General features: G+C 34.2%; 18 protein-coding genes. 16 read left to right on the top strand and 2 right to left on the bottom strand.

Annotated features, from left to right (window positions below):
• Window positions 1-582: 582 nt before the first annotated feature.
• Both AC6F8J_RS00380 and AC6F8J_RS00385 read right to left on the bottom strand, forming a co-directional pair.
• On the bottom strand, window positions 583-774 hold the full coding sequence (locus tag AC6F8J_RS00380) for a hypothetical protein (protein WP_500720261.1): 192 nt from the start codon (window positions 772-774) through the stop codon (window positions 583-585).
• A gap of 27 nt (window positions 775-801) precedes the next feature.
• Entirely contained in the window at window positions 802-1,899 is a 1,098-nt protein-coding gene (locus AC6F8J_RS00385; protein WP_500720262.1) for a hypothetical protein, read from the bottom strand.
• A gap of 179 nt (window positions 1,900-2,078) precedes the next feature.
• Between AC6F8J_RS00385 and AC6F8J_RS00390 the strand changes: the two genes are divergently transcribed.
• From AC6F8J_RS00390 to AC6F8J_RS00465, 16 genes are all read left to right on the top strand, one after another.
• Entirely contained in the window at window positions 2,079-2,426 is a 348-nt protein-coding gene (locus AC6F8J_RS00390) for a hypothetical protein (RefSeq protein ID WP_500720263.1), read from the top strand.
• A gap of 436 nt (window positions 2,427-2,862) precedes the next feature.
• The gene (locus AC6F8J_RS00395; RefSeq protein WP_500720264.1) at window positions 2,863-3,264 is read left to right on the top strand and encodes a DUF6075 family protein; all 402 of its coding nucleotides are present in this window, start codon (window positions 2,863-2,865) and stop codon (window positions 3,262-3,264) included.
• A 15-nt stretch (window positions 3,265-3,279) separates the two neighbouring features.
• A complete protein-coding gene (locus tag AC6F8J_RS00400; RefSeq protein WP_500720265.1) occupies window positions 3,280-3,504 on the top strand; it encodes a plasmid mobilization protein in 225 nt (74 codons plus the stop codon).
• A 219-nt stretch (window positions 3,505-3,723) separates the two neighbouring features.
• On the top strand, window positions 3,724-4,434 hold the full coding sequence (locus AC6F8J_RS00405) for a LytTR family transcriptional regulator DNA-binding domain-containing protein (RefSeq protein WP_500720266.1): 711 nt from the start codon (window positions 3,724-3,726) through the stop codon (window positions 4,432-4,434).
• Window positions 4,434-5,099, top strand: a complete 666-nt coding sequence (locus tag AC6F8J_RS00410) for a hypothetical protein (RefSeq protein ID WP_500720267.1) — start codon at window positions 4,434-4,436, stop codon at window positions 5,097-5,099. The genes AC6F8J_RS00405 and AC6F8J_RS00410 overlap by 1 nt, the downstream gene beginning before the upstream one ends.
• A gap of 207 nt (window positions 5,100-5,306) precedes the next feature.
• The gene (locus tag AC6F8J_RS00415; RefSeq protein WP_500720268.1) at window positions 5,307-5,882 is read left to right on the top strand and encodes a GHKL domain-containing protein; all 576 of its coding nucleotides are present in this window, start codon (window positions 5,307-5,309) and stop codon (window positions 5,880-5,882) included.
• 85 nt (window positions 5,883-5,967) lie between these two features.
• Entirely contained in the window at window positions 5,968-6,579 is a 612-nt protein-coding gene (locus AC6F8J_RS00420; RefSeq protein ID WP_500720269.1) for an accessory gene regulator B family protein, read from the top strand.
• Window positions 6,554-6,721: a hypothetical protein gene (locus AC6F8J_RS00425; RefSeq protein WP_500720270.1), complete on the top strand. Its 168-nt coding sequence runs from the start codon at window positions 6,554-6,556 to the stop codon at window positions 6,719-6,721. The genes AC6F8J_RS00420 and AC6F8J_RS00425 overlap by 26 nt, the downstream gene beginning before the upstream one ends.
• Before the next feature lie 76 nt (window positions 6,722-6,797).
• Window positions 6,798-7,445, top strand: a complete 648-nt coding sequence (locus AC6F8J_RS00430) for a hypothetical protein (RefSeq protein WP_500720271.1) — start codon at window positions 6,798-6,800, stop codon at window positions 7,443-7,445.
• 850 nt (window positions 7,446-8,295) lie between these two features.
• Window positions 8,296-8,697, top strand: a complete 402-nt coding sequence (locus tag AC6F8J_RS00435) for a DUF6075 family protein (RefSeq protein ID WP_500720272.1) — start codon at window positions 8,296-8,298, stop codon at window positions 8,695-8,697.
• 24 nt (window positions 8,698-8,721) lie between these two features.
• Entirely contained in the window at window positions 8,722-8,973 is a 252-nt protein-coding gene (locus tag AC6F8J_RS00440) for a plasmid mobilization protein (RefSeq protein ID WP_500720301.1), read from the top strand.
• A 4-nt stretch (window positions 8,974-8,977) separates the two neighbouring features.
• On the top strand, window positions 8,978-9,964 hold the full coding sequence (locus AC6F8J_RS00445; RefSeq protein ID WP_500720273.1) for a relaxase/mobilization nuclease domain-containing protein: 987 nt from the start codon (window positions 8,978-8,980) through the stop codon (window positions 9,962-9,964).
• A 123-nt stretch (window positions 9,965-10,087) separates the two neighbouring features.
• Window positions 10,088-10,333 carry a hypothetical protein gene (locus tag AC6F8J_RS00450; protein ID WP_500720274.1) on the top strand — a complete coding sequence of 82 codons (246 nt, stop codon included), beginning with the start codon at window positions 10,088-10,090 and terminating at the stop codon, window positions 10,331-10,333.
• A gap of 23 nt (window positions 10,334-10,356) precedes the next feature.
• Window positions 10,357-10,875, top strand: a complete 519-nt coding sequence (locus tag AC6F8J_RS00455; RefSeq protein ID WP_500720275.1) for a recombinase family protein — start codon at window positions 10,357-10,359, stop codon at window positions 10,873-10,875.
• Entirely contained in the window at window positions 10,835-11,047 is a 213-nt protein-coding gene (locus tag AC6F8J_RS00460) for a hypothetical protein (protein WP_500720276.1), read from the top strand. Before AC6F8J_RS00455 ends, AC6F8J_RS00460 begins: the two co-directional genes overlap by 41 nt.
• Before the next feature lie 606 nt (window positions 11,048-11,653).
• Window positions 11,654-11,818: a hypothetical protein gene (locus AC6F8J_RS00465; RefSeq protein WP_500720278.1), complete on the top strand. Its 165-nt coding sequence runs from the start codon at window positions 11,654-11,656 to the stop codon at window positions 11,816-11,818.
• The last annotated feature ends 37 nt before the right edge of the window (window positions 11,819-11,855 follow it).

Here is an 11,855-nt window from a genome sequence, read left to right on the forward strand (position 1 = left end):
TTTAGGCTCCTACAGAATTATTTGACATAGAGTGCAAGGATAATGCTTAAATTCAAGAAATACCCTTGCACTTATTATAACAAAAATCTGCTTCAAATGCAGTAAAATCAGGGTTTTTAAGTTAATCAGCAGACACTAATTACAGACCCAATTCCGTCATGGACACTATCTGTATCAGGATTCTTATATAAAAATGGTAGTTATTTATATGGAATACCAAGTACATCTGCATACAATCTACCTAGTGTTACAGCTAGCTCGCCTTATGATAATAACCCAGATCAATATGATTCATATATTGTAACAAGCTATCATAAGGTCAAGGACTACTATGGAACCGTAATTTGGAATAAAAGTCACCAAAGGTCTATGGTCTACTAATCCAAATTTGGACTGATAGATAAAGTTAACCAGGTTTTTGCTAGTGGAAACTGTAATAACTTCTCGGAATTAGAAGTTAACAAGGATAGCGAAAATTGAAAACTGAATATTAATGAAATAAGGAAAAAACGAAGAATTTTTGACATTAGAAATAGACATAGCATCAACTATGGTTTAAACTAAATATGTCATTAAGCCTGTTTAAGCGCAGAGTTCTTTAAATGACGATTGAAATGCTTCGGCGGAAGGCATTTCCCATGCATCAAGATGTTGTAACATCATGATGCCATAGAGGCGGCAGTACCACATCTTAGTTGAACGGTGCTTGCCTGCCTCTAACAAATAATCATTTTTCTCACGCTTATTATAGCTTAAACCGTAGAATCTTTCCATTCATGTTGTCCTATATATATTCTAGCATCAGCGTAAGCCCTTCTTACAGCGAGGAACCCCATCAGGATCAATAGTAAAGGTGTCCTTATATTTGTAGTTTCCATTATTGGTTTTTTTAAAATCAATAAAAGGTGTAATGTTTTCTTTACGGCAATAATGATAAAGAGGATAAGCATCCATAGCAGAATCAAGAAGCAACTTTTCGATGTTGAAATGAGGTAGATAAGCTTTCATTGAAAAGAATGAATGTAAAAAAGAAAGCATGTCATGGCGTGAAGCCCGCTCAAGTAAAGGAAAAACAGGCAAATCATTTTTAGAGTCAGAAGCAACAAAAATATAAAGATGATAGCCGTGAAAGTAGCATTTACGATGAGAATCCCAGCCCCAGTTGGAATCAGGTTGATAATAATGGCGTCTGCACCGACAGGCGTGAATACCATTTTCCCAGCAGTTGCAAAGACGTTTCTTACGGCCTTGAGCAGAGGTTCTAACAGGTGTACCATCACCAGCTAAAGCAAGGTGATTGGGATCATTAAGACCTTTCTCAATAGAGACATTTAGAAACTGATGTTGATAAAGTCTGAAAACGAGATAAAAAGGATTAGAAGGCACTAAGGGATGTTGTTTCAAAAATGGCAGAAGCTTAGATGAAATAGCCCCCGTATCTGCAGGCGTCTTGTCGCCTTGCTTCTTGCCTTTAGCAACCTTTGGTTTGGGAGTGCGTTCAAATGGCGATAAGTTTTTTTTGTCTAATTGCCATAGGCGAGAAAAAAAGTCGTAGAAGGTGCCGATGCCTGGGACATCATTAACAGGAAAGCCACTAAGAAGTGCATAAAGGGGACATTCTTTAAGTTTACTGACCCACTGAGTTATTGAAGTAATCCTAAGCTTAATAGACAAAAGATAAGAACGAAGCATATCAGAAGGCAGTCTAGGTTTAGGACCATATTTAGAATAAGTGTCTTGCATAAGCGTATCAGTGAGAGAAAGATCAAGATGCCAAAAATCAATAATGGTATCCCAAGTATCTCTAGAAAGAACAAAGGGATCGGGATAAAAATTAAGTAAATTTGCAACAAAAAAATCTTGATAGGCGGTATGACCGCCGGAAGTAACAGGTAACATAAAAATCGCCTCCAGTCGATGAAAAAATAATTTCAAACAACTGGCTTCGCCACAAATTTTTTGAGATTTGTCAAGGTTTTTTGGCGAAAAAGTGGGTGTTTTTTAAATAAATGAGTCTGAAACCCTTATGGAATAAGGGCTGAAGATTCCGAGAAGTTATTGTATTTAAGAGGTGTGATATGAACTTTAAAAAAGTATCAGATGAACTTGTTAAGAGATATTTGGCTACTTCAGATATAATTATGGATATGTATCTTAAGGAGCTTATTAGTGACTATAAATATGAAGCTATTTTTGAAATTAGTGATTCTAAGATATTGAACGATTTATTTACTGAAAACGAAAAAATAAATCATGAAGTGAATAGGGAAAAAAATGAACATAATAAAGACATATTGTCATATTATAAAATTATTACTGGACAAGTACTATATATATTATTGTTAAGAGAAGGACAACAAAACTTTATTTTAATTGGTGATTCAAGTGAATTATTAGATCAGCTTATTTTAATATGTAAGAACTAATTCTATTATTCACTTATCTATACGCATGCTTGAAATCTAATTGAAAGATCCTGACATGGTCAGGTGCAAGCTACCTAGAAGTTAAACTTTTCATCCTGAAAAGTGCTTCTAGTCCCTTGCTTCGCAAGAAAAATCAAAAGAATTTTGTCGTCAAAAATAAAAAAATGAATAAATAGTTTTTCACAAACCCTCTATTCGGCGTCTGAGTAGGGGGGCTTTTTTTTACAAAAAAGTGCGTCACTCACTCTCTGGAATCGGCTTAATACATGAGAAGGCTAATGTCATTTTTAATGCAATACAAAAAGAAATGGATAGAAATATTACAGTTTCATTACAAATTGGCAAAAAGTTCGTCCACCCACCCCTATTTTTCGGCTTATAAGTAAGGGGAGTTTTTACGTAACTGGTCAATTAGCAAAACGAGGAGTGTGAAGACATGAGATTTTTGAACACAGAACATGAGTACAAGTTATTGAAATTAATTAAAAGGGATGGGACACATCCCAAGGATAAGGAAAGGATTTCTCTTTTCTATATCCTGTCAGGTAATGCGGATCTGTTTGCAAAATCTGACTTTATCTATGATTTTAAGAATCACCAGATTGAACCGGATTGTTTGCAAGACGGCAGAGTTGACTTTTGTAGCAGCTCCAGAGCATTGATTAGGCTTAGCTATAATCTGTACAACGGTTACCAAGATGATATGACGACCCCATTAGATATATTATCCGGTTTAGATGATGATAATTATCTGTTGGCACTTGAAAGTCTTGATATTAGGTTAGGTTATTTCAAGCAAATACAATTGACACTGGATGATGATGAACTAGAACTTTAAAGGAAGGTGAAAATCATGAGAGATGAGTTTATTGGATTTAAAGTGACACAGCAGGAGAATGAACGCATAAGAAAAAAGGCAGATAAGGCGCATCTAAAGCTATCTGAATATGTTCGAGCATCTGCAATGGGAAAAGATATCAAAGTCGTTGATGGATTACAGCATAGGAGCCAAGTGGGTATTTACGACAACATTCTTGTCAGTTCAAGGCATGTAGAGATGATATCGCTGATAATGTAGAAACAAATGAAACTGTCTGAGACCTTGCGGCGACACATGTGGAAGGGTTTTTGAGCATGGTAAAAGTTAATTAAAAGGCAACACAAAACAGCAAAAAGACTGTAAATATTGAAAACACCAACTGAATGCAGGCAATAGTTCTGTCAAAGTTGGTGTTTTTTTATGTAAATGATATAATATGACAATGAAAGTATTCTTAAATAACAATAGGGGGAGACTATGTTAGAAATTGCAATATGTGAAGATGATATTATACAACAAGAACGACTAGAGATTCTACTTTCAGAAATTGGTTTACAAGAGTCGATTAATCTTAGGAAGTTTGATTCGGGTGAAAAATTGATTAAATCATATGAATCAGACGATAGGTATGGGATTATATTACTAGATATGCAGTTGGATCTACTAGATGGTATCCAAACTGCTGAAATTGTAAGAGAATATGACAAGAATTGTTTGATTATTATTATCACTTCGGTTATGGAATACGCTGTTGAAGGGTATAGTATTGATGCCTATGATTTTATTATGAAGCCGGTTGATAAAGTGGAATTTGCTAGAGTGATTAACAAAGCTGTTAAGGAGCTACAAGTTAGAATGAATAAAACGTATCTAATTCAAGCTAGAGATACAACCAAAGCTATTAAACTATCAGAAATTCAATTTATCGAAAGTAACAGGAATAGGGTTATTATTCATACAAACACAGAAACATATACAAACAATGAAAACATAAGCAGTGTGGTGGATAAATTGGGAAAAGATGGCTTAGTTAGAATAAGTCGATACTATATTGTAAATATATATCATGTTAAAGAGATTGACGTTAAAACGCTTATACTGATTTCAGGGGAAGAACTGAACTATAGCGAAAAATATCGAGATAATATAAAGAAAGAATATCTAAAGTTTATGATGGGAGATATGTAATGTTAAAGACGTATTTATTAGATATTGTTTTATTCGTGAACAATATCGTCGGAATATTTGTTGTTGTACGGTTTTTAAATCAGTTGTTGACGAAGAAGAACATAAAGGAAGTAAGTAGAAGATCAGGATTGATGATGATATTAATCATAGCAACTCTAGTTAATATAAACTTCGAAAATCTTTTATCAAACCTAATGATAGGACTAACGTTGAATTATTGTATAGGCGAGCTGTTTTATGAAGGGGAAAAGCATATCAAATTAGTAATAGCGACCTTTTTTGTCGTATTTTCAGTGATAACAGAACTGCTGACGGCTACAATTTTCGGAATTGTATTTGATGCGAGTGTACAAGGGGTTAGAGAGAACGTAATGCATTTGTTCCTAGGTGGGATTGTCTCAAAAATATTGCTAATCTTATTAATGGAAATAGCAATTAAATTTAGAAGAAGAAATGCTTCAGTTGTGTCATTAACCTCATGGCTATTGATCATTTCAATACCAGTCATTAGTATAGTATTAGCAATTCTGGTTGTTTATGAACCGGTAATCAACAATTCATTTAGCAATGCCGCTGTCTTTGCATGTTTAGCAATTCTATATATTGATTTGATTGCATTTTATTTATTTGATAATATGGTTAAGGCTTCAAAACTATATAGTTGAACTTTCACCTACCATATGTAGTTATGAATGTATCAACGTAATCTACATATGGTAGGCGAATTTAGTGAAACTTAGTTTTGACCCTTTAACCATAATATTGTTATTCAAATAGATGAAAACAATATTGTTCGGTTTAGAGAAAATCAATTATTACTTCAGCAGCATCAGTATGAAAATATTATAACTGGTCATGCGCAAGTTAGGAAATTGAGACATGACATGCTAGGTCATTTAATAACAATCGATGGATATTTAGAAGGAAATAAAGTTGATGAGGCAAAGAACTATATTGGCAAGTTAAATAATGAAATTGATTTTGAAAGGCATGGAATATTATCAGAAAATGTAGGTGTGGATGCAATTATTAATAACAGAAAGGCTAAAGCGAGTGAATGTGGAATTGAATCAAGCTTTGACGTGATGATACCAAAAAGCTTCAATATTAATGATTTGGACTTATGTGTGATTCTTGGTAATGTGTTGACTAATGCAATTGAAGCTTGTCAACGAATTGATGTTGATTTATCCAAGTACATTCACTTCAAAATGAAGTATAAGCGAGAGTCAATTCTCATTGACATAAAAAACTCATATAATGTAAAGACGATTTATGAAAAAAACGGAAAATTCTTATCATCTAAATCATTTAGAAGTAAAAATGAAATGGGGATGGGCTTAGAAAATATTGAGGCGGTAATAAAAAAGTATGGTGGTGTTTTTGATCTGGAGTTGACTGAAAATGAATTTTTGGTTAAGTTGATCATCCCAGATAAAAAGATTTAGTCCTTTTTCAAGGGTGTTTCGTCCCTTTTCTATTGAAAATTAAAACAGAGATGTTATAGTAAATATAATTGTTGGAGGTAGAGGAATGATAAAACAATTTGCAGTAACTATAACATCTTTTTTAGTGCATGACAATATTATTGATGAAGAGGATCGGGAGATTTATCAATATGGTACTGAACAGATTTTGATCAATTTTTCAACTTTAGCAGTGATTTGTATAATAGCATTTAGCACAAATTCATGGGTACAGACATTTTTTTGGCTATGTGGGATATTACCGATTAGAGCGGTAGCAGGAGGATATCATGCAAGTACGCCGGTTAAATGTAATCTTTTGACAATTTCAGTATTTATATCCAACATGGCAATAATCAATATTATAAAGAGTTATATGACAATCTATCTGTTTTTATTTTTTTTGTGCTTGATTCACTTTAGTATTATTCAATTTGCGCCAGTAGATCATAAGAATAAGGTGTTAGAGGAGAAAGAGCTTATAATTGCCAGGAGAAAGAGTAGAATAATAGGAGTTTTTATTGTTGGATTATGCTCGATATTAGCATTAATTGTTGGAATACGTAATATCATTACAATTAGCACTGTGATAGGTGCTATAGCAGCATCTGTTTCATTAATCATAGGAAGTATAAAACGAGGGGGTGAAAAAAATGAGAATGAAAAATGTTATTCGTAAATATGGCGGAACGGCTTTTGCTTTTATGGCGCTGATAGTAGCTCAAGCGGCATCTACACAATTCAGCTATATTTATTATCAAGAATCAGTACCAAATAAGGTGAAAGAGTTAAAAAGTAAGAGAATAATCAATAAAATGTAACTAGTTGTAGATTAGAGATTTAGAATTGCAACTTAAATCGGTAAGAAAGATTGTGAAAAGTGAAGAGGAGAAAGCCATGAAAAAAATTATTAGTTTGTTTTTAGTATTATCATTATTAGTAGGAATGTACACATTACCAGTATCAGCGAGTGAAACAACTGTTTTGGGTACTGAATTGGACGGAATTAGGCTCAGTGATTATATCGATGATGAGGATTTGGAATTTTTCAGTAAACTTGAAAAAGTGTTAGATGAATTTACATTGAGTAAAGATGGTACACTCGAATTAAAAAAATCACTAATAGAAATTCAAGAAGAAGCAGGATTTAGTAAAGCTGAAATGGTGATATTTGAGGATATGTTAGGATTTAATAAGGAAAATCCAGCTATTGGTATAACACAAATAGATTCCCAAATAGATGAATCAGCTATTTCAACTAAAGTTTATGTCGAGGACTGGAGGGTATACTTTACATACGATGAAGTTTTAACATTTTTATTTGCAGCTGCACAGATTGGACCAGCAGCTATGGTAGCAGCGCTTTCTGCATTAGGAACTGCAATTGGTGGATTAGTAGGAACGACAGTTGCAGCTATTTTGGGATATATAACAGCAGCTTCATTCTGCTATTTAGTTATAAGAGCGGTATCTATGAAAAAAGGTGTTTATATTGGTCTTGACTGGGATGGACCATTTCCAGTGATCGCAGATGGTACATGGTAGAAATGAAAATAATTGACCAAAAAGTATTTCAACCAATAGCGTTATATACTTCAATGGTTATTTCGATAATACTTTTTACTAATTCTGACATATTCACATTTATCATGTATGGTCTTTTAGTTGCAGCAGCGTGCAGAATGGGCTTCAATATACTAGTAATAGAGAATAGTAGTTTGCGATTTAGGAATTCATTGATTGAGCTTACCTATTGTATTAGTATTTATTTGATATCAATGATAGTTAATAAATACATGGGTAATATTATAAGTTCGCTGGCTATCATTTTGATTTTTACAATATACATATTAAGAATTAATCCATTAGTTATGCAGCGACATATAATAACAAAAAAAGATTACTCCTGACTAAGTCAGGGGCAAGTTACCTAGAAGTTTAACTTTTCATTCTGAAAAGTGCTTCTAGTCCCTTGCTTCGCAAGAATAATCAAAAGAGTTTGTCATTAAAAATCAATGAAATAAAAAAACCGAATAAATTGTTTTTGCAAAAGCCCTCTATTTCGGCATATGAATAGAGGGCTTTTCTGTGCTAGAAAATACTAAAATCTATAAAAAATATGTGAAAAAATTTGGACAATACCCCTTTATTTTGCCTTTAGAAGTAGAGGGGTACTGTTTTGTGCATAAATGTGCGTCACTTACTCTTAAAAATCGGCTTAATACGTGAGAAGACTAATGTCATTTTGAAATGTAATACAAAGAGCGACGGATAGAAATATTACAGTTTCATTACAAATTGACAAAAAGTTCGTCCACCTACCCCTGTTTTTCGGCTTATAAGTAGGGGGAACTTTTTGTAACCGATCAATTAGCAAAATAAGGAGTGTGATGACATGAGATTTTTAAACACGGAACATGAAAACAAGTTTATGAAGTTGATTCAAAGGGATGGTACACATCCTAGGGATAAAGAAAGAATTTCTCTTTTCTATATCCTGTCTGGTAATGCTGATCTGTTTGCAAAATCTGACTCTATCTATGATTTTAAGAATCACCAGATTGAACCGGATTGTTTGCTAGACGACAGAGTTGACTTTTGTAGTAGCTCCAGAGCATTGATTAGGCTCGCTTATAATCTGTACAACGGTTATCAAGATGATATGACAACACCTATTGATCTATTATCCGGTTTAGATGCTGATAATTATCTATTGGCACTTGAAAGTTTTGATATCCGATTGGCCTATTCAAAGCAAGTACAATCGGCACTGGACGATGAAGAACAGGAATTATAAAAGGACGGTGTAGCTTATGAGAGAATAAGAAAAAAGGCAGATAATGCGCATCTAAAGCTATCTGAATATGTTCGAGCATCTGCACTGGGAAAAGATATCAAGGTCGTTGATGGATTACGTGAGATGATTACAGAACTTAATGCCATTGGTAACAACCTGAATCAGCTGACCGTTATGCTTCGAGTGGGGCATATTCATAATCCTAATTTTGAGCACATCAAGAAGCAGTTTATAGAGTTTGTAGATGCTGCTAAGTCAGCGTTGGAAGGTAAGTGATCTAATGGCAATTATTAAAATACAAAGTGTAAAGGCAGGTAAACCATACAGTCTAAAAGCGGTTCTGGATTATATCCAGAACCCTGATAAAACTGAAAGTGGAAGTCTGATATCAGCAAAGGATTGCCTGTTGGCAAATGCATATCAGCAAATGCACCTGGTAAAGCAAGAATATCAACAGATGCAAGGCCGACAGTATGTCCATATTATTCAGTCTTTTAGTCAGTCGGATGAACTGACCGGTGAAACAGCCAATGAAATAGGTCAGAAGCTGTTGGCAACATTTGAGGGCTTTCAGGGTGTAGTAGCAACTCATACGGATCGGCAACATATTCACAATCACATAGTGCTGAATTCAGTAAACTATAAGACCGGTCTTAAATGGCAGCAGTCAAAGAAAGACCTTCAGCTATTGAAAGACAAATCAGATCAGTTGTGCCGTGATTATGGTTTGTCCGTTATAGAAAAAGGAAAAGGATGGAAAAGCTATGGAGAAAATCAAGCGAATCTTTCTGGTGGAAGTTGGAAGAGAATTTTAGTTGAAACGGTTGCTGAAGCTATTGGAAAAAGCAATACCAGAGAAGAATTCATTCATTATCTCAATAACAATGGTATTGAAGCAAATTTTCTTTCAAACAAGGTTTTATTTATATTAGAAGACGGCAAGAAGTGTGGCAGTGACAAGTTGCTGGCTTATGGGGATTTTACCAAAGAAAACATGAATAATGTCATTCAGTATAATGATTTGACCTTCAAAGATGCTCTTAATAATCCAAGACTAATGTATGAAGCTGTACAACTTGCGGCTGATTTACTGGACTATGAGGATAAGAGTGATTTTGAAAGAAATTACCTTCGTCATATACCACTATCAGCACTAGAAGGTGAAGCGCTGAAAAAAGCCATCAAAGAACTGAAAAAAGGTGGTGTTTATACACCAAATAAAACAGTGCCGGACAATCATAAGACCAACAAAAACCATATTTACTAATGACCATAGAAACCACATTGGAGGTGTTGCTAGAAGAAAAAAGTCGCGAAAAGCAGTATGAACTGTTGAGACAACAATATATTAATGAAGAAGAATTAGAAATGTAGGAAAGGAGGTCGCAAGATGGAGTATTTAGTTAATCAACAACCTATTAAAACTAATGATAACGAAGGATCAACAAAGCAAAGTGAAATTAAGATTGAAAATAATCTCTATCTTGTGACTTCACATTATTCAGGGACTAGAACCCTTGAAGAAGCAGTGCTTCACGCAATTAATCGTGAAGCATTTGATACGGAAACTCATAAAACAGATGAAAAACCGTCCCGTAAAGGTTATAATGGTAACAGCAATATTTACAGTCGCTGATATTGCTGTTGGAAAGGACATATATGCAAGTAGAATATAGAAATTTACAACAAGACTATGCAGCGGCAGTTTATTGTAGGTTATCCAGAGACGACGGGACGGAAAGTGAAAGCAACAGTATTCAGACACAAAAGCAAATGTTAAGAAGATATGCCAGTGAAAATGGCTTCTCGATCTATGATGAGTATGTAGATGACGGTTACAGTGGTACAACTTTTGAAAGACCGGAATTTAAGCGTATGATGCATGATATAGAGCAAGGGCGCATTAATGTCATACTAACCAAAGATTTATCAAGGCTTGGTAGAAATAATGCACTGATAGCTCACTACACGGAAATCTTCTTTCCTGAAAATGATGTAAGATATATTGCTGTTAACGACGGTATTGATACCTTCTGTGGCGACAATGAGATTATGCCCTTTAAAAGCATTGTGAATGAATACTATGCCAAGGATATCTCCAAGAAGATACGTTCTTCTTTTGTGACTAAATCGCAGAATGGAGAATTCAGAAGAAAACAGTCAATTGGTTTTAAATAATGACCGACCCAATGTACCCATCTACACCTTCATCTCTTCAGAGCATGACGAAGATTGGCAAAAAATCCTTTCGGATTACTCAGATGAAAGTTTTCTTCTAGATGCTCATCATTATGTTCACCTAGATGAGACAGATTTCATCGCTAAAAAGATTCTTGAGAGTCTTGAATAATCAAATGATTAAAATAATCCCTTTCAAATTAGAACGTTGAGAGGGACTATTTTTTTATGCCCATAACTAATTGTACATTACTAACTATTCAGGGGAACCTCTGATAAAGACCTGATAAATTTCATTTAAACATGGCATAAGTTTTAGGACAAAGAAGCTATAAAAAGGGTATTTAAGATTGCCACAGACTGGGCAGATATCGACAGTAGACTCGAACAGATAAGAAAAACTAAAACCAGATGTGTAGAGGATAAAGTAGTCATGGAAGGGTTTTAGCCGACGAATTTAGATATACTAAAGTCTAGTAGCCAAAATCCTAAATGGGCTGGCTTTTTAAGCATGCAAAATTTATGGAAAAGGTACAATAAATTTCAAAACTATGGTAAGATGGTTTTCAAAGAACTCATGATATCTCATTAGGATTTCTCTATCCTTACTTTTTCGACAGCAAATTAACGCGACCAACCTATTGTCAGTAAAGAAACCTTCGAAAAACCCAAGCCATTAGAACTAAGCGTAATTGCAACATGAAAAAAAGTATTGTCCAGATAGTAAAGGCATTCATGGAACTGTAATTGAGGAAGTTTTGTTAAAGTCTTTAATGAAATGTGCCAGCATAACAGAGAAATCATAGAAGAGTTTATACAGGCTATTAAAGATACTTTAAGTGAAAGTGCCAGAAAGAAAGAACTTACAACGCTTAAGAAAGAACTGAGTAAGGTTGTTATTGAGCTAAATAATCCTCATTATCACCCGACCTACGTGGTATGAGTTGTTATTGTATGAGCAAAAAATATGAATTATCTTG

The organism is Petrocella sp. (genome assembly GCF_059865615.1).

What these genes read in the sequence shown, in the direction of transcription:
- AC6F8J_RS00380 (WP_500720261.1), bottom strand. Translation starts at nt 774, where the DNA reads ATGGAAAGATTCTACGGTTTAAGCTATAATAAGCGTGAGAAAAATGAT.
- AC6F8J_RS00395 (WP_500720264.1), top strand. Translation starts at nt 2,863, where the DNA reads ATGAGATTTTTGAACACAGAACATGAGTACAAGTTATTGAAATTAATT.
- AC6F8J_RS00405 (WP_500720266.1), top strand. Translation starts at nt 3,724, where the DNA reads ATGTTAGAAATTGCAATATGTGAAGATGATATTATACAACAAGAACGA.
- AC6F8J_RS00390 (WP_500720263.1), top strand. Translation starts at nt 2,079, where the DNA reads ATGAACTTTAAAAAAGTATCAGATGAACTTGTTAAGAGATATTTGGCT.
- AC6F8J_RS00385 (WP_500720262.1), bottom strand. Translation starts at nt 1,899, where the DNA reads ATGTTACCTGTTACTTCCGGCGGTCATACCGCCTATCAAGATTTTTTT.
- AC6F8J_RS00465 (WP_500720278.1), top strand. Translation starts at nt 11,654, where the DNA reads ATGTGCCAGCATAACAGAGAAATCATAGAAGAGTTTATACAGGCTATT.
- AC6F8J_RS00430 (WP_500720271.1), top strand. Translation starts at nt 6,798, where the DNA reads ATGAAAAAAATTATTAGTTTGTTTTTAGTATTATCATTATTAGTAGGA.
- AC6F8J_RS00460 (WP_500720276.1), top strand. Translation starts at nt 10,835, where the DNA reads ATGGAGAATTCAGAAGAAAACAGTCAATTGGTTTTAAATAATGACCGA.
- AC6F8J_RS00420 (WP_500720269.1), top strand. Translation starts at nt 5,968, where the DNA reads ATGATAAAACAATTTGCAGTAACTATAACATCTTTTTTAGTGCATGAC.
- AC6F8J_RS00425 (WP_500720270.1), top strand. Translation starts at nt 6,554, where the DNA reads ATGAGAATGAAAAATGTTATTCGTAAATATGGCGGAACGGCTTTTGCT.
- AC6F8J_RS00435 (WP_500720272.1), top strand. Translation starts at nt 8,296, where the DNA reads ATGAGATTTTTAAACACGGAACATGAAAACAAGTTTATGAAGTTGATT.
- AC6F8J_RS00455 (WP_500720275.1), top strand. Translation starts at nt 10,357, where the DNA reads ATGCAAGTAGAATATAGAAATTTACAACAAGACTATGCAGCGGCAGTT.
- AC6F8J_RS00410 (WP_500720267.1), top strand. Translation starts at nt 4,434, where the DNA reads ATGTTAAAGACGTATTTATTAGATATTGTTTTATTCGTGAACAATATC.
- AC6F8J_RS00450 (WP_500720274.1), top strand. Translation starts at nt 10,088, where the DNA reads ATGGAGTATTTAGTTAATCAACAACCTATTAAAACTAATGATAACGAA.
- AC6F8J_RS00445 (WP_500720273.1), top strand. Translation starts at nt 8,978, where the DNA reads ATGGCAATTATTAAAATACAAAGTGTAAAGGCAGGTAAACCATACAGT.
- AC6F8J_RS00400 (WP_500720265.1), top strand. Translation starts at nt 3,280, where the DNA reads ATGAGAGATGAGTTTATTGGATTTAAAGTGACACAGCAGGAGAATGAA.